Source organism: Bacteroides togonis (assembly GCF_900130135.1).
Taxonomy (GTDB): Bacteria; Bacteroidota; Bacteroidia; order Bacteroidales; family Bacteroidaceae; genus Bacteroides; species Bacteroides pullorum.
Map to the genome: position 1 here is coordinate 1,323,545 of NZ_LT670820.1, position 16,779 is coordinate 1,340,323.

The window sequence follows — 16,779 nt, forward strand, 5'->3', positions numbered from 1 at the left end:
GTATGTCCTTTATATTATCGTCAAGCTTGTTCCTTCACACACTTTTTGTTGTCCTTCCACGATTACCTGCGTTCCGTTTTGTAAACCGGATACTACAGTTACTCCTTTGGGGGTAAATTCGCCACACTTTATGATTTGTTTGCTTGCTTTACCATCTTTCTCTATCCAAACAAAATTGTTGTTCTTTTCGTCGAGTTGAACAATATTCGCTGGAATAATATAACAGGCATCTTTTTCCGTATCCTTTCTCAGGACAACTTCTGTTATCATACCAGGCATCAGATCTTTAGCATCGTTGTCTATATGTATTTTTACTTCATATGAACGCGATAGCGGATGTGCTATTATTCCTTTTTCTTCTATTGTTCCTGTCAGTAACTTTCCTCCGAGAGCCGGTACCTTTATATCTGCTCTCTGAGAGAGGCGTACATCTGTTATTTCTGTTTCAGGTACTGCTATTTTTATTTTCAGGTGATGTGCTGTAACTAGTTTGGCTACTGGGATGCCTGGAGTAACATTCTGACCAACTTCTATTGATTTTTCAGCTATTACTCCTTCAAATGGGGCAAGAAGCTTACAGTCTTTTAGGTTTTTGTTTGCAATTTCTTCTAAAGCCTGTGCCTGTTGTAATTTGCTTTGTACTTCTATCCACTGTATTTCGGGCAAACTTCCTTTGTCGTGCAATTCTTTCATTCTTTGATAGGCGTCTTCTGCTTGTACTAATGATGCTTTAGTGGCATTATAACTGCTTTGCATAGAGGTCGAATCAAGTGTAGCAAGCAATTGTCCTTTCGAGATGTATTGCCCTAAATGAAAATGTAACGTTTTTACTGTACCCATGACAGGAAAACTGAGATAAGTTCCATTTCCTTCCTCTACAGTGCCAGAGTAGCTTTTTCCTTGTCCGTCGGTACTTGCCGATACTGTTATCACTTTTACCTTGATCGGTTGTTTTTCTGTAGCTTGATTGTCATTTCTTTGGCATCCAGTTAATAGAATGGCCATCCATAATGTTGTTGTCAAATAATTCCTTTTCATTTTATTGGGGTTATTGTTTTATTTTTTGGGGGGCAAAGGAATAGCGTTTAATCTGAAATGTGATTATTTTCATATCTCCAAAAATGTCCTATTTGAGAAGTCTGTTGAAAAATAAGACATATAGATCACTTTTAGGTTATTATAGACGGTAATTTGTTCAAGATAATCCAGTTTCTTTGCAAACGAAAAATTTATGTAATTATGCAGAAAGTAGAGAATATCAAGAAAGTAAACTTAAATGCAAATGAGTTCCAGGAGCTTACCATATACAATGATGGTAAATTAGCATTTATCAGTAATTTGAAGGATATTGATGTAAGCAGTATGGTTCAAACAGAAATTTATGTCATTGCTCTTGTGCTGGAGGGGAAAGCTCAGGTAAACATAAACGGGACAACTTATGTAGCTTACAAAAATGATATTTTTATCTGTCCCCCCAATAATATTATAGAAAGCTCTTTGTCAAGTGTGGATTTTCAATGTCAGTGCATTGGAATGTCGAGAGAGTATATTCATAAACTGCTTCCAATGGCTGACAATATATGGGATATTAAGCTGTTGTTTGAGAAAAATCCGTTATTTACTTTGTCTCCGAATGAAGTGATTGTCTGGAAGCAATATTATGATTTGCTGTGTTCCAAAGTTCATTTGCCGTCGGTAGTTCAGGAAAAAGTTATCAATTTACTGATGTTGGCTTTTTTTTATGACATGCAGAACCATCTGAGCAGGGTGATACAACTGCCTTCACGGTCTTATACTTCTGGTGAATGTCTTTTTAAGAAGTTTATCGATTTGTTGGAAACGTCCTATCCAAAGAACAGGGAGGTTTCTTACTATGCAGATCGCCTGAATGTCACACCTAAATATCTGTCTTCCATTTGTAAGGCTGCTAGTATGCAGACTGCTTCGAGTCTGATAGACCAATATGTCTTGAAGGATGTTGAATACCTCTTGAAATATTCTTCGAAGACGATTAAGGAAATTGTGAATGAACTAGATTTTCCAAATATATCTTTTTTTGGTCGGTATGTAAAAAAACATTTGGGAATGCCTCCTAGGGCATTGAGAGAGAAATTCTGTCAGGAGTATAATCAGAATACGATTCATAATCTGTAGGATTACGTTATGTCTTAGTTTTGATTGTTTTTCGATTTTATTTATCAAGTTCCTTACATGCATTTAGTAGTTCTTTAAAATGATGGAGCAGGGTAGACAAATTGGCTGCCGAGTGGTAGTCGTGCCAGATGTCTCCTAGAAAGGCTGCACCTCCAAATCTTAGTGCGTGCAGTAGAGGCAGTTTGCTTGCAGATACGCCACCCAAAGCGATAGTTTTGTTGGTGAGAATACCTTCGGCAGAGGCTCGTCGCAACTGGGCTTCATTGAAGCCTGAGCGATAGCCTTGCTTGGAGATGCTGTCGAAAATAGGACTCAGGAAATGATAGTCGGTCTGTGGACCATAGTAGGAGACTTCTTCCAGTGTGTGGCACGAGCAGCTTACGATTCCTTTGAAGTCTTGGGGAGGCTGGGGATTACGGCTGTTCAGATGGATGCCTCCCAGATGGTAGCGTGCCTGCAAGGAAAAATGGTCGTGCAGGCTGATACGTTTGTAGTATTCGGTTGGCAGTTGGCGGATAAGGGCTTCTAGCTGTGCTTCGCTACAGCCGGGTTTGCGCAAGTGCAAACGGTCAAGGCCTTTGTCCAGAAGACAGGTCAACGCTTCAGCTTCGTCTGGAAGGAATTCAGGATGAGTCAGTACAATGATTTTCATGCAATCAGCTTTTTACAATTTTAAGTCTGGAGGAAAATGGCACAACGGGCCGTATCCACTGCCTATTTCCCATTGGCTGGCGGCTTTGATGGTTTTGTCCATATAGGCTTTGGCCAGTTGTACGGCTTCGGGGAGGGAATTGCCTTGCCCGAGGAAGGTTGCGATGGCGGACGAGAGCGTACAGCCGGTGCCATGCAGATTGCTTGTGTTGATGCGGGCACTGCTGAAATGGTGTGTCTGTCCGTCGAAGAGGACGTCAGTCATGCGATCACCTTCCAGATGGCCACCTTTCAGTAGAAAGGCGCAGCCGTAGTGTTGGGACAGTTCAGTGGCTGCCTGCTCCATGTCTTGAAGAGTATGGAGATTTTTTCCTAAAAGAAATGAGGCCTCGTTTAAGTTGGGAGTTACCAGGCGGCATCGTGGGAACAGCTCTGTTCGGAGGGCTTCGGTGGCATTAGGCTCCATCAGCGGATGACCGCTACTCGACAACATCACGGGATCGAGCACGACAGGCGTATCGGGATATTTGCTTAGGCAGGCTGCCAAATTTACTATGATGTCGGCGCGTCCTGTCATGCCGATTTTGACGGCGGCAGGATGCAGGTCGCCCAAGACAGCTTCCGTTTGTGCGGCCACAAGCGGGCCGGGCAGGTAGTCGACGGACGTGACGCCCCGCGTGTTTTGCACGGTGATAGCGGTGATGGCCGCCGCCGCATAGCCTCCCAGCGCCGAGATGGTTTTGATGTCGGCCTGTATGCCAGCTCCACCCGAGGGATCGGAACCGGCGATGCTCAGGATAATGGTAGGCGTCTGCATGGTCAGGAGTCGGCTTGTTGTAGTTTCTCTTTCAGAAATTGACCCGTGTAGCTGGCGGCACAGGCAGCCACTTCTTCGGGCGTGCCTGCCACGACGAGGTTTCCGCCGCGGTCGCCGCCTTCGGGGCCGAGGTCTATCACGTAGTCGGCACACTTGATGACATCCAGGTTATGCTCGATGATGACGATGCTGTGTCCGCGCCGGATGAGGGCGTCGAAAGCTTCGAGCAGCTTGCGGATGTCGTGGAAGTGGAGGCCAGTGGTGGGCTCGTCGAAGATGAAGAGTGTCGGATCGGCCTTCTCCATGCTCAGGTAGTAGGCCAGCTTGACGCGCTGGTTTTCGCCGCCCGAGAGAGTGGACGACGACTGCCCCAGCTTGATGTAGCCCAGGCCTACGTCCTGCAACGGGATGAGCTTCTTCACGATTTTCTTCTGCCCGTGCTGGCTGAAGAACTCGATGGCCTGATCGACAGTCATTTCAAGTACGTCGTAGATGTTGGCGTCGTGGAAGCGCACTTCCAGCGTGTCGGGCTTGAAGCGCTTGCCATGGCACGACTCGCACTCCAACACCAGGTCGGCCATGAACTGCATTTCCACGGTGATGGTACCTTCGCCCTTGCATTCCTCGCAACGGCCGCCTTCGCTGTTGAAGCTGAAGTAGCCGGCCGTGTAGCCCATCTGCTTGGCCAGCGGCTGTTCGGCATAGAGCTTGCGTATCTCGTCGTAGGCCTTGAGGTAGGTCACGGGATTGCTGCGCGACGACTTGCCGATGGGATTCTGGTCGATGAACTCCACGTTGCGCAGGCTCTTCAGGTCGCCACTGATACTGATGAACTCGCCTGGCCGGTCGCTGCATTCGTCCAGTTCGCGCTTCAGGGCACGGTAGAAGATGTCGCGCACCAGCGTACTCTTGCCCGAGCCGCTGACGCCCGTCACCACCGTCATCACGTTCAGGGGGAAGCGTACGTCGATGCCCTTCAGGTTGTTTTCGCGGGCACCTTTTATCTCGATATAGTTGTTCCACGGGCGGTGATGCGTGGGCACGGGGATGGTTTCCTCGCCCAGCAGGTAGCGCACCGTATAGCTGTTGCTATGCTTCTGCAGGTCCTTCATGTCGCCCTGGTACACCACTTCGCCGCCAAGGCGTCCGGCTTTGGGGCCGATGTCGATGATGTAGTCGGCGGCGCGGATGATTTCTTCGTCGTGCTCTACGACGACTACCGTGTTGCCTAGCTGCTGGAGCTGGCGCAAGACGCGGATGAGCTTGTCCGTGTCGCGGCTGTGGAGGCCGATGCTGGGTTCGTCCAGTATGTAGAGGCTACCTACGAGGCTGCTGCCCAGCGAGGTGGCCAGATTGATGCGCTGGCTTTCGCCGCCCGACAGAGAGTTGCTCAGGCGGTTCAGCGTCAGATAGCCCAAGCCCACGTCGACGAGGAAGCGGATACGGCTGTTTATCTCCGTCAGGATGCGGCTGGCCACCTGCGTTTCGTGTTCGGTCAGCTTCAGGCGATCGAAGAATGTCTGAAGGTCGGTGATGGGCAGGTCCACCAGCTCCGAGATGTTGCGTCCGCCCACGCGTACGTAGCCCGCTTCGGGCTTCAGGCGGCTGCCGTGGCAGCGCGGACAAAGGGTCTTGCCGAGGTAGCGGGCCAGCATCACGCGGTATTGTATCTTGTATTGGTTCTCCTGCAACATGCGGAAGAAGGCGTTGATGCCTTCGAAGTAGGGCGTACCCTCCCACAACATGCGGCGCTGCTCGTCGGTCAGCTGGTAGTAGGGGGTGAAGATGGGGAAGCCTGCCTTTTCGGCGCCGCGGATCACCATGTCGCGCCATTCGCCCATCTTCTCGCCCCGCCAGCACATCACGGCTCCGTCGTAGACGGACAGGGCGCGGTTGGGCACCACCAGATGCTCGTCGATGCCGATGACGCGGCCGAAGCCTTCGCACTCGGGGCAAGCGCCCATGGGCGAGTTAAACGAGAACATCTGGTCGTTGGGCTCCTCGAAGCGGATACCGTCGGCCTCGAACTTGGTGCTGAAACGGTAGAGGCGGGTGGTGCCGTCGGGCTGGTAGAAGCGCAGCAGGCAGGCGCCGTCGCCCTCGTACATGGCTGTCTCCACGGAGTCGGTCAGGCGGCTGACGGTGTCTTTCTCCGATGAGGCCGTCAGGCGGTCTATCAGCAGGAAGACGTTGTCGCCTTCGCGGGGTTCGTATTCGTCGATGCGCACGGCCTGTCCGTTCACTTCCAGGCGGGTGAAACCCTGCTTCTGGTCGATGGTCAGCTGCTCCTTCATCGTGCGTCCTTGGGGCACAAGCAGCGGGGTGAGCACGGTGAAGCGCGTCCCCTCGGGATACTCCAGCATGCACTGCACGATGTCTTCCACCGAGTGCTTCTTTACCTCCTGCCCGCTGACGGGGCTGAACGTCCGTCCGATGCGGGCGTAGAGCAAGCGCAGGTATTCGTAGATTTCGGTCGACGTGCCCACGGTGGAGCGCGGGTTGCGGCTGTTCACTTTCTGTTCGATGGCGATGGCGGGCGGGATGCCCTTGATGTAGTCGCACTCGGGCTTGCTCATGCGTCCCAGGAACTGGCGCGCGTAGCTGCTGAGGCTTTCCACGTAGCGGCGCTGCCCCTCGGCGTAGAGGGTGTCGAAGGCCAGCGACGACTTGCCCGAGCCGGACAAGCCGGTGATGACTACCAGCCGGCCCCGCGGTATTTCGACGTCGATGTTCTTCAGGTTGTTGACGCGTGCGCCTTTTATGATAATGGAGTTTTCGGTTGTCATATTGCACTGATGTAAATAGCATCGGCAAAGATAGTGAAAGGCGGGGGCAGAAAAAACAAGCTTGCTTGATTTTTTTTGTCGGGCCGTCTCCTGTTCCTTCTTCATTCTCTATTACAGCGGGTTTTCGCCTTCTTCTTCACTGCCGTCGATGCTAATTGTGAAAAACACTCTATGTGGAAGGTGATAGGACCCCTAGCTAGGGGGCTCCTGTACCCCACGTAGGGGTATGCCGATACCCCACGTAGGGTTACTTCCATGAAAGTGTGTCAAAAAGCACACCTTCTTTGTTTAGCACAAAGCCCCGACTTTCACAAGCTGGGGCTTTGTTATTACCTAAAGATTTTGTATCTTTAAGCCTAAAGATTTATACATATGGCAAAGATACATTTTCGTCCCTACACTCCCAACCAAACGGTACTATTTCCGCAAAGAATCGATGAAGATATTGCAGAAAACGATCCTATACGCATGGTTGACGCTTTGGTTGAAAGCCTGAATCTTGAAGGTTTCAGGAAGTTATACAAAGAATGCGGCCGTAGTCCTTACCATCCCAAGATGATGCTAAAGGTTATCTTGTATGCCTATATGAACAATATATACTCCTGCCGGAAAATAGAAAAGCTCCTTCGTCGTGATATCCATTACATTTGGTTAGCCGGTTATGAGAAACCGGACTTTATTACTATCAACCGTTTCCGTAATCGGGTGAAGAAGGAGATCAACGAAGTGTTTACCCAAACCGTACTTCTGCTTTCATCCAAAGGTTTCATCAGTCTGAATGTGGAATATATTGACGGAACAAAGATTGAGTCCAAGGCCAACAAATATACTTTTGTATGGCGGAAGAGCGTTGAGCGAAACCGTGAACGACTGATGAAGAAAATCAGTGTTTTGTTAAGCCAAATAGATGACGTCATCGCTCAGGAAAAAGCTTCGGAAAACAACGAGGAAATTGAGTTTACTCCTTCCATGCTGACAGAAATGGCGGGAGAATTACGCACTGCTCTTGAACAGACTTCAGAACCATCCACGAAAGAGCAGAAATCTGCGCTGGGAAAGAAACGCAAGCAGCTGAAAGAACTGGAAGCACATAGAGATAAGCTTCAGGAATACAATAACCATCTGGACAATCTTCAGGACCGCAACTCTTATTCCAAGACAGACAAAGAGGCCACTTTTATGAGAATGAAGGAGGATGCCATGCACAACGGTCAGACAAAACCAGGATATAATCTTCAGATTGCTACGGAAAATCAATTCATTATCGATTATTCTCTTTTTCCGAATCCGACTGACACCTTGACGATGATTCCCTTTCTGAAGTCCTTTGACGACAGATACGGCCGTTTGGCTCATACGGTGGTTGCTGATTCCGGTTACGGATCAGAAGAGAATTACCACTTTATGTCGGAAAACGGGATGGAAGCATACGTCAAATACAATTGTTTCCACATGGAGCAGCGGCCAAGATTTAAACCGAATCCTTTTAAAGCCGAAAACTTTTTCTACAATGAAGAACAGGACTACTGCGTCTGTCCAATGGGACAAAAGATGCAGAGGGCAGGTACCAGGCATACGAAAACCGAATCCGGATATGTAGTCGAATATGCCAGGTATAGGGCTGTCAGATGCGAAGGGTGTCCGTTAAGATGTCTGTGTTTTAAAGCTAAAGGAAACAGGACGATAGAACTGAATCACCGACTCAGGATATACAAACAGAAAGCCCGGGAACTTCTCTGTTCCGAAGAAGGACTGAAACACAGAGGGCAAAGGTGTATAGAACCGGAAGCTGTATTTGGACAGATAAAATTCAACATGAACTACAAGCGCTTCCGTCATTTTGGAAAGGACAAGGTCCTTATGGACTTTTCCTTCCTGGCCATCGCCTTCAATATAAAAAAGATGTGTACCAAGATGAATAAAGAGGGGATAAATTGGCCAATTAAACACCTTTACGGCCTTATTACCACTCATTTAAGCTATTGGGAACAAAATATCGAGATTATCTTCAGAATATCGCTGCTTGAAAAAGTTAACAACGCTCTTATCGTTGATAAAGAAAAGAGGGTGAATCGCGTATTACGACACACCCTCATTTACTTATGATTCTAAATCAGTTATCAAAGTTATTTCACTTCCTCAAAATCAGCATCCTGAACATTATCGCCCTGTTTGCTATTATTCTGAGTATTTCCTTGTCCAGCGTTAGCACCACCTTGGAAACCGGCACCTTGTTGTGCACCACCTTGAGCACCTGTTTGTGCATACATCTCAGCGCTGGCAGCCTGGAAAGCTGTATTCAGTTCGGCCATAGCGCTATCGATAGCAGCCAAGTCTTGTGCCTTGTGAGCATCTTTCAGCTTCTGGAGAGCAGCCTCAATCGGAGCCTTCTTGTCGGCAGGGAGCTTGTCACCCAGTTCCTTCAATTGATTTTCAGTCGTGAAAATCATGGAGTCGGCCTGGTTCAGCTTGTCGATACGTTCCTTTTCCTTCTTGTCGGCTTCGGCATTGGCTTCGGCTTCAGCCTTCATACGTTCGATTTCTTCCTTGCTCAAGCCGCTGGAAGCCTCGATACGGATGGCTTGTTCCTTGCCTGTAGCCTTATCCTTGGCAGATACCTTCAAGATACCGTTGGCATCGATATCGAAGGTTACCTCGATCTGAGGAACACCACGACGAGCAGGAGCGATACCTGTCAGGTTGAACTGACCGATGGACTTGTTCTGAGCAGCCATCGGACGCTCGCCTTGCAATACGTGGATGGTCACTTCCGTTTGGTTGTCGGCGGCTGTAGAGAAGGTTTCGCTCTTCTTGCAAGGGATAGTCGTGTTGGCTTCGATCAGCTTCGTCATTACGCCACCCAAGGTTTCGATACCCAAGGTCAACGGAGTAACGTCAAGCAATACGATATCGCCCACACCAGCCTCTTTGTTCAATACGGCACCTTGTACGGCTGCACCTACGGCTACAACCTCATCGGGGTTCACACCCTTGGAAGGAACTTTGCCGAAGAAGTCTTCTACCAGCTTCTGAACGGCCGGAATACGTGAAGAACCACCTACGAGGATGACTTCATCGATATCTGAGTTGCTCAAGCCAGCATCGCTCATAGCCTTCTTACAAGGCTCCAAGCAAGCCTGAATCAAACCATGTGCCAGAGCTTCGAACTTAGCACGAGTCAATGTCTTAACCAAGTGCTTGGGCACACCACCTACCGGCATGATGTACGGCAGGTTGATTTCGGTAGAAGTAGAAGAAGACAACTCGATCTTGGCCTTCTCGGCAGCTTCCTTCAAACGTTGCATAGCCATCGGATCTTGAGTCAGGTCGGCACCTTCGTCGTTCTTGAACTCCTGTACCAGCCAGTCGATGATTACCTGGTCGAAGTCATCACCACCCAGGTGAGTATCACCGTTGGTTGACAATACTTCGAACACACCGCCACCGAATTCCAAGATAGAGATATCGAACGTACCACCACCAAGGTCGAATACGGCGATCTTCATATCCTTGTTAGCCTTGTCTACACCATAAGCCAATGCGGCAGCCGTCGGCTCGTTTACGATACGTTTTACGTCCAGACCGGCAATCTGACCAGCTTCTTTCGTAGCCTGACGCTGAGAGTCGGAGAAGTATGCCGGAACGGTAATAACGGCTTCTGTTACTTCCTGTCCCAGGTAGTCTTCGGCAGTCTTCTTCATCTTCTGAAGAATCATAGCTGAGATTTCCTGCGGAGTATAGTGACGTCCGTCGATGTCGACGCGCGGCATGTTATTATCGTTCACTACCGGATAGGGTACACGAGAGATTTCTTTCTGTACCTGCGACCAGTTTTCACCCATGAAACGCTTGATAGAATATACCGTACGTTTCGGGTTCGTGATGGCCTGACGCTTGGCAGGGTCACCAACCTTACGCTCGCCACCATCTACAAATGCCACTACAGAAGGAGTTGTACGCTTGCCTTCGCTGTTGGCAATTACTACAGGTTCGTTACCTTCGAATACGGCAACACAAGAGTTTGTAGTTCCTAAGTCAATACCAATAATTTTTCCCATGATCGTTATTTTTTATTTGTTATTATTCAGTTTATCTCTGTCCGCCTCGTCGGCAGACGCTTCTAAAAGGACAAACGCCGTGCCAAATGCCAAACGACCTTCTTTTAATGGCAAAACGCTGACAAGCTCTGCCACTTTGGCAGAAATCCGCCTCATAGACTGACGAAAAAGACAACAACACATCCCCATCTTCCTCCAAGACTGACAAACGATGCCTGCCACCTCGCATCCAGTTCTTCAAAGGAAAGCATCGTTTTCCTCGAAAGAAAACGGCCGTTTCCGCCAAGGAAAGCAATGCTTTCTTCAACCGAAAAAGAAAGCCGCCTTCGGGAGGATTCCATATCCTACCCAAAGGCGGCACCTATAAATATAATCCGTATCAGGTTACTCCTTCACCAATACCAATATCAGTTCGCCGGCGGCATTATAGAAACCGATGCCACCCTCGGCCAGACGTGCAAAAGTTTTCACTTCGGACAAAGCCTTCGTGACACGTCCTTCGACCTCCATGTCGGGGCATGCCATCATCGTACTGATCAGATTGGGGAAAGAAATGGCCGACGCGTTGTTCTCATCGGTCACAAAAGCACCGTTGATGACGTTGCAACCCGCATTGCCATGCACTTTCTTCTCAGCAACGTTCAGCTCCAGGAAAGGTTGCTTCTCCATACCGTCGGGGATGGCTTCACCTCCAGCTTGTGTGATTTTCCAGCGACCTCCCAAATCGGTAACCGAAACATCTGGCTTTCTTGGCTTCAAAACCAAAATGGGGCGTTTCAACGATTTGCCACACAAGGCAAGTTGTCCATCAGCAAGCTTTGTATACTTCTTCACTTGTGACAAAGCCGAAAGTACGTTCTTTTCCAACGTCATGTCGGGACACATCATGCGGGTGCTTCCCACTTGTCCAAGCGCCAGCTCGCCAGGCTTGGCATTGGTATCGAAGCTTCCCATCAGACGATTGCAACCGCTATTGCCATAGACGCGCCCTGTATTTGTCTCAAAGGCTACATAAGGAAAGCTTTGGCCAGGTGCTGGCACAACGGCCGTTCCGTTGATTTCGATGATGTTCCATTCACCTCCAAGATCGGAAACCTGCGCAAGATTCTTTGTCGAAGCGCACGATGACATGGCCGCCACAACGGCCACCATACTTAGATAAACACAAATTTTCTTCATTGTCCTGTAGTTTAAGTTAAATTATCAACCGCAAATATAGAACAAAATAACAGCTCTGCCAACATTTTGTTCAGCAATCACATCCAAAAAGCCAAAGTATTTGACGCTATTATAATGTATATCTAAGAATTAAACAGTATATTTGCTGACGAAAAAACTGAAAAGAACAACTTGAATATTTATCAATCACATTATTAATAAGAAACAAAATGGGTAAAGTTCTAATTATCGGTGCAGGCGGTGTAGGAACCGTCGTTGCACACAAAGTAGCTCAGAATCCGGACGTGTTCACCGAAATCATGATTGCCAGCCGCACGAAGTCGAAATGCGACGCCGTCGTGAAAGCCATCGGTAATCCCAATATCAAAACCGCTCAGGTAGATGCAGACAATGTGGACGAACTGGTTGCGCTCTTCAATAGCTTCAAGCCCGAAATCGTCATCAACGTTGCCCTGCCCTATCAGGACCTGACTATCATGGAAGCCTGTCTGAAAACGGGTGTCAACTATTTGGACACGGCCAACTACGAGCCCAAGGACGTGGCCCACTTCGAATACAGCTGGCAATGGGCCTACAAGCAGCGCTTCGAGGAAGCAGGCCTGACCGCCATCCTCGGTTGCGGCTTCGACCCGGGCGTGAGCGGTGTCTATACGGCCTATGCCGCCAAGCATCACTTCGATGAAATCCAATATCTGGACATCGTAGATTGCAATGCCGGCAACCACCACAAGGCTTTCGCCACCAACTTCAATCCTGAAATCAACATTCGTGAGATAACCCAAAACGGTCGTTATTACGAGAACGGCCAGTGGGTGACCACCAAACCGCTGGAAATCCACAAGGACCTGACTTATCCGAACATCGGCCCTCGCGACTCCTACCTGCTTTACCACGAAGAGCTGGAGTCTCTGGTGAAGAATTTCCCCACCATCAAGCGTGCCCGCTTCTGGATGACCTTCGGCCAGGAATACCTGACTCACCTGCGCGTCATTCAGAACATCGGCATGGCCCGCATCGACGAAGTGGATTACAACGGTGTGAAAATCGTCCCCTTGCAATTCCTGAAAGCCGTACTCCCCAACCCGCAAGACTTGGGCGAGAACTACGAAGGCGAGACTTCCATCGGTTGCCGCATCCGCGGATTGAAGGATGGCAAGGAACGCACTTATTATGTGTACAATAATTGCAGCCACCAGGCCGCCTACAAGGAAACAGGCATGCAGGGTGTCAGCTACACCACGGGCGTACCAGCCATGATTGGCGCCATGATGTTCCTCAAAGGCATTTGGAAGAAGCCGGGCGTATGGAACGTCGAAGAATTCGACCCCGATCCATTCATGGAGCAGCTCAACAAGCAAGGCCTGCCTTGGCACGAAGTAATTGATGGCGACCTCGAACTTTAATCACTAACCACCAATTAACATGAATGTAGGAGACAAAGCCCCCGAGATATTGGGCATCAACGAGAAAGGCGAAGAAATCCGCCTGAGTAATTATAAAGGAAAGAAACTGGTGCTCTACTTCTACCCGAAGGACAGTACATCAGGTTGCACAGCTCAGGCCTGTAACCTGCGCGACAACTACGACGCCCTGCGCCAAGCCGGCTACGAAGTGGTAGGCGTCAGTGTAGATAGCGAAAAGTCGCACCAGAAATTCATCGAGAAGAACTCCCTCCCCTTCCCCCTGATTGCCGACACAGACAAGAAGCTGGTCGAACAATTTGGTGTATGGGGAGAGAAGAGCATGTATGGACGCAAGTACATGGGCACCTTCCGCACGACCTTCATCATTAACGAAGAAGGCATTGTGGAGCGCATCATCGGTCCAAAGGAAGTCAAGACCAAAGACCATGCGGCGCAAATACTTTAATTACCATTTATTCAACAAACAAGTATGGCAAAAAAAGACGAACTGAATTTTGAGAACGAAGGCGCCGTAATGCCCAATAGCGAAAAGCTGAAAGCCTTGCAGGCCGCCATGGACAAGATAGAAAAGAGTTTCGGCAAAGGCTCCATCATGAAGATGGGCGACGACAGCATCGAACAAGTCGAAGTCATTCCCACTGGCTCCATCGGACTAAACGTAGCTTTGGGTGTAGGTGGTTATCCCCGCGGACGTATCATCGAAATCTATGGCCCTGAATCCTCTGGTAAAACCACATTGGCCATTCATGCCATCGCCGAAGCACAGAAAGCTGGAGGTATCGCCGCTTTCATCGATGCCGAACACGCTTTCGACCGCTTCTATGCAGCCAAGCTGGGCGTTGACGTGGACAACCTCCTCATCTCCCAACCCGACAACGGCGAACAGGCCCTGGAGATTGCAGAACAGCTCATCCGCTCCTCAGCTATCGATATCATCGTTGTTGACTCCGTAGCCGCCCTTACGCCAAAGGCCGAAATCGAAGGCGACATGGGCGACAACAAGGTAGGCCTCCAGGCACGCCTGATGTCACAAGCCTTGCGCAAATTGACATCTGCCGTCAGCAAGACCCGCACCTGCTGCATCTTCATCAACCAATTGCGCGAGAAGATTGGTGTCATGTTCGGCAATCCCGAAACGACTACCGGTGGTAATGCCTTGAAGTTCTACGCATCCGTCCGCCTCGACATCCGTGGTGGTCAGGCCATCAAGAACGGCGAGGACGTTATTGGCAAACAGACCAAAGTGAAAGTTGTCAAGAATAAGGTAGCTCCTCCCTTCCGTCGTGCTGAGTTCGACATCATGTTCGGCGAAGGCATCTCTCGCGCAGGCGAAATCATCGACCTGGGTACCGAACTGGGTATCATCAAGAAGAGTGGCTCTTGGTTCAGCTACAATGACACCAAACTAGCTCAAGGCCGCGATGCCGCTAAGCAAGTAATTCTGGATAATCCCGAATTGGCCGAAGAACTGGAAGGACTGATATTCGAAGAACTGAAGAAAGAAAAATAAAACTTCGAACCTAAACTCATAGAGGGGATAGCCACATGGCTCCCCTCTATTATTCATTATTTTAGTAGCACCTCCATAAGCATGAGCGATTTCCGCCTGAAAGTATTCCATTCCGTAGCTCAAAACTTGAGCTTTACCAAAGCTTCTCAAGAGCTATTTATCAGCCAACCGGCCATCACCAAACATATACAGGAACTGGAAAGCACCTACCAAACTCGCCTATTCGATCAACAAGGCGGAAAAATATCCCTGACCGAATCAGGACAACTGCTCTTAGAACATTGCGAACGCATTCTAGACGAATACCGCAAATTGGAATACGAAATGCACCTGCTTCATAATCAATATACAGGCAAATTGAGGTTAGGTGCCAGTACAACCATTGCCCAATACGTACTTCCTCCCATGCTAGGCACTTTTATCAGCAAATTTCCACAAGTAGAATTATCACTACTCAATGGAAATACACGCGAAATGGAAACAGCCTTGCAAGATCATCGTATAGACTTGGCATTGGTTGAAGGAGTGACACGTCTACCCAATTTGCGTTACACTCCCTTTCTGGAAGACGAACTGGTCGTCGTCGTACGTACGGGTAGCCGCCTGCCGATAGCCGATGAAATAACTCCCGAACAACTAGCCACCTTCCCACTGGTGCTGCGCGAACGCGGATCGGGTACTTTAGATGTCTTCGAACGGGCCATCCTAAGACATAACATTAAATTATCCTCCCTGCATGTACTCATGTACTTGGGAAGCACAGAAAGCATCAAACTATTTTTGGAACATACAGACTGTTTGGGTATCGTTTCCATCCGTTCCGTCAGCAGAGAATTGTATGCCGGCCGTTTGCGCGTAGTCGATGTCAAGGGGCTAGAAATGAAACGTGAATTCAATTTTGCCCAACTACAAGGGCAAGAAAGCGGACTTAGCCAAGTTTTCATGCAATTCACCCAACGATAACTATCCCTACCTCTCATACTTATTACTTTTGGTTATAACTGATAAAAATATAAGAATTGTAGCCTCCATAGGAAATGTGTACCTTTGCGTCCGAAAAGAAAAAGTTAAACCAACAAAAAAAGAATTGTTATGTTCGAACGTGGAAACAGAGGCAACACCTTTCATGGTATCCTACTCATTGCCTTATTCTCCTTCTCAGCTTTTTACATCGCTGAAATTCCATTCGTAAAAAGTTTATCCTTCAGTCCGTTGATTGTAGGTATTATATTAGGTATGCTCTATGCTAACAGCCTTCGCAACCGTCTGCCTGAAACCTGGGTACCTGGCATCAAATTCTGTACCAAACAGATTCTTCGTGCCGGTATCGTGCTCTATGGCTTCCGTCTAACACTGACCGAAGTAGCAGCCGTAGGTCTACCTGCCATTGTAGTAGACAGCATCATCGTATGCGGCACCATTTTCTTGGGGGTATTCTTGGGCAAATTGATGAAAATAGATAAAGATACAGCCTTGATCACATCAACCGGTAGTGCCATCTGCGGTGCGGCAGCAGTATTGGGTGCTGAACCTGTCATCAAATGTGAAGGCCATAAGACAGCTATCGCTGTATCTACCGTAGTTATTTTTGGAACTATTGCCATGTTCCTCTACCCCATCATGTACCGTTCAGGAGTGCTATCTAGTTTGTCCGACACCCAAGTAGCCATCTATACGGGAAGCACTCTGCATGAGGTAGCTCATGTAGCAGGCGCAGGCAATGCGATGGATCCTACCGATACGTTAGGCATTGCTGGTACAGCCACCATCACCAAAATGATCCGTGTCATGCTGCTGGCCCCCGTACTGGTCATCATGAGTTTTGCCCTTGCCGGACGAAAAAAATTATCAGCAGACGGCACAACAACTAAGAGCAAGATTACAATTCCTTGGTTTGCCTTTGGTTTCATCGGTATCATCTGCCTGAACTCTCTACTTCAGTATCTCTTCGATGCACCAACCGTCAAGGAGATCCCTCTGAACGGAGCCATCGAATACATTGATACCTTCATGTTAACCATGGCCATGACAGCACTGGGCACAGATACAAGCATCGATAAGTTCAAACAGGCCGGAGCCAAACCTTTCGTACTGGCCTTTGGACTCTTTATCTGGCTATTACTGGGCGGCTACCTACTTGTAAAGTATTTGGTGCCACTGATGGCTTGATAAGCCAAACCTTGGTCATAAAAATGGGCCT

General features: G+C 48.7%; 13 protein-coding genes. 7 read left to right on the forward strand and 6 right to left on the reverse strand.

Annotated features, from left to right (window positions below):
- Window positions 1–9: 9 nt before the first annotated feature.
- On the reverse strand, window positions 10–1,023 hold the full coding sequence (locus BQ8005_RS05775; RefSeq protein WP_317044830.1) for an efflux RND transporter periplasmic adaptor subunit: 1,014 nt from the start codon (window positions 1,021–1,023) through the stop codon (window positions 10–12).
- A 216-nt stretch (window positions 1,024–1,239) separates the two neighbouring features.
- Between BQ8005_RS05775 and BQ8005_RS05780 the strand changes: the two genes are divergently transcribed.
- Entirely contained in the window at window positions 1,240–2,154 is a 915-nt protein-coding gene (locus BQ8005_RS05780) for an AraC family transcriptional regulator (RefSeq protein ID WP_075317400.1), read from the forward strand.
- A 37-nt stretch (window positions 2,155–2,191) separates the two neighbouring features.
- Here the strand turns inward: BQ8005_RS05780 and BQ8005_RS05785 are convergent, their stop codons facing one another.
- Genes BQ8005_RS05785 through uvrA form a run of 3 tightly spaced genes read right to left on the reverse strand, consistent with a single transcriptional unit; the run spans window position 2,192 to window position 6,408 of the window.
- A complete protein-coding gene (locus tag BQ8005_RS05785; protein ID WP_075317401.1) occupies window positions 2,192–2,806 on the reverse strand; it encodes a thiamine phosphate synthase in 615 nt (204 codons plus the stop codon).
- Window positions 2,807–2,818: 12 nt separating this feature from the next.
- Window positions 2,819–3,622, reverse strand: a complete 804-nt coding sequence (gene thiD, locus BQ8005_RS05790) for a bifunctional hydroxymethylpyrimidine kinase/phosphomethylpyrimidine kinase (protein ID WP_075317402.1) — start codon at window positions 3,620–3,622, stop codon at window positions 2,819–2,821.
- Between the two features lie 2 nt (window positions 3,623–3,624).
- A complete protein-coding gene (uvrA, locus tag BQ8005_RS05795) occupies window positions 3,625–6,408 on the reverse strand; it encodes an excinuclease ABC subunit UvrA (protein WP_075317403.1) in 2,784 nt (927 codons plus the stop codon).
- Between the two features lie 372 nt (window positions 6,409–6,780).
- Here uvrA and BQ8005_RS05800 point away from each other — a divergent pair, with 372 nt between their 5' ends.
- Window positions 6,781–8,514, forward strand: a complete 1,734-nt coding sequence (locus BQ8005_RS05800) for an IS1182 family transposase (RefSeq protein WP_075317404.1) — start codon at window positions 6,781–6,783, stop codon at window positions 8,512–8,514.
- Window positions 8,515–8,534: 20 nt separating this feature from the next.
- On the opposite strand, the gene dnaK is transcribed toward BQ8005_RS05800, so the two are convergent.
- Window positions 8,535–10,466, reverse strand: a complete 1,932-nt coding sequence (gene dnaK, locus BQ8005_RS05805; RefSeq protein WP_075317405.1) for a molecular chaperone DnaK — start codon at window positions 10,464–10,466, stop codon at window positions 8,535–8,537.
- A gap of 384 nt (window positions 10,467–10,850) precedes the next feature.
- Window positions 10,851–11,645 carry an META domain-containing protein gene (locus tag BQ8005_RS05810; RefSeq protein WP_075317406.1) on the reverse strand — a complete coding sequence of 265 codons (795 nt, stop codon included), beginning with the start codon at window positions 11,643–11,645 and terminating at the stop codon, window positions 10,851–10,853.
- A gap of 209 nt (window positions 11,646–11,854) precedes the next feature.
- Here BQ8005_RS05810 and BQ8005_RS05815 point away from each other — a divergent pair, with 209 nt between their 5' ends.
- From BQ8005_RS05815 to BQ8005_RS05835, 5 genes are all read left to right on the forward strand, one after another.
- Window positions 11,855–13,048, forward strand: coding sequence for a saccharopine dehydrogenase family protein (locus tag BQ8005_RS05815; protein ID WP_021846199.1), 1,194 nt, complete (start codon window positions 11,855–11,857; stop codon window positions 13,046–13,048).
- 19 nt (window positions 13,049–13,067) lie between these two features.
- Window positions 13,068–13,514, forward strand: a complete 447-nt coding sequence (bcp, locus tag BQ8005_RS05820) for a thioredoxin-dependent thiol peroxidase (RefSeq protein WP_021846200.1) — start codon at window positions 13,068–13,070, stop codon at window positions 13,512–13,514.
- A gap of 24 nt (window positions 13,515–13,538) precedes the next feature.
- Complete coding sequence (gene recA / locus BQ8005_RS05825) at window positions 13,539–14,579, forward strand: recombinase RecA (protein WP_021846201.1); 1,041 nt, start codon at window positions 13,539–13,541, stop codon at window positions 14,577–14,579.
- Window positions 14,580–14,660: 81 nt separating this feature from the next.
- On the forward strand, window positions 14,661–15,542 hold the full coding sequence (locus BQ8005_RS05830; protein ID WP_075317407.1) for a LysR substrate-binding domain-containing protein: 882 nt from the start codon (window positions 14,661–14,663) through the stop codon (window positions 15,540–15,542).
- A 129-nt stretch (window positions 15,543–15,671) separates the two neighbouring features.
- Window positions 15,672–16,748, forward strand: a complete 1,077-nt coding sequence (locus tag BQ8005_RS05835) for a YeiH family protein (protein WP_075317408.1) — start codon at window positions 15,672–15,674, stop codon at window positions 16,746–16,748.
- Window positions 16,749–16,779: the final 31 nt, after the last annotated feature.

Coding starts and splice junctions, on each gene's coding strand:
- recA (WP_021846201.1), top strand. CDS start 13,539: ATGGCAAAAAAAGACGAACTGAATTTTGAGAACGAAGGCGCCGTAATG.
- BQ8005_RS05815 (WP_021846199.1), top strand. CDS start 11,855: ATGGGTAAAGTTCTAATTATCGGTGCAGGCGGTGTAGGAACCGTCGTT.
- BQ8005_RS05785 (WP_075317401.1), bottom strand. CDS start 2,806: ATGAAAATCATTGTACTGACTCATCCTGAATTCCTTCCAGACGAAGCT.
- uvrA (WP_075317403.1), bottom strand. CDS start 6,408: ATGACAACCGAAAACTCCATTATCATAAAAGGCGCACGCGTCAACAAC.
- thiD (WP_075317402.1), bottom strand. CDS start 3,622: ATGCAGACGCCTACCATTATCCTGAGCATCGCCGGTTCCGATCCCTCG.
- bcp (WP_021846200.1), top strand. CDS start 13,068: ATGAATGTAGGAGACAAAGCCCCCGAGATATTGGGCATCAACGAGAAA.
- dnaK (WP_075317405.1), bottom strand. CDS start 10,466: ATGGGAAAAATTATTGGTATTGACTTAGGAACTACAAACTCTTGTGTT.
- BQ8005_RS05835 (WP_075317408.1), top strand. CDS start 15,672: ATGTTCGAACGTGGAAACAGAGGCAACACCTTTCATGGTATCCTACTC.
- BQ8005_RS05780 (WP_075317400.1), top strand. CDS start 1,240: ATGCAGAAAGTAGAGAATATCAAGAAAGTAAACTTAAATGCAAATGAG.
- BQ8005_RS05800 (WP_075317404.1), top strand. CDS start 6,781: ATGGCAAAGATACATTTTCGTCCCTACACTCCCAACCAAACGGTACTA.
- BQ8005_RS05810 (WP_075317406.1), bottom strand. CDS start 11,645: ATGAAGAAAATTTGTGTTTATCTAAGTATGGTGGCCGTTGTGGCGGCC.
- BQ8005_RS05830 (WP_075317407.1), top strand. CDS start 14,661: ATGAGCGATTTCCGCCTGAAAGTATTCCATTCCGTAGCTCAAAACTTG.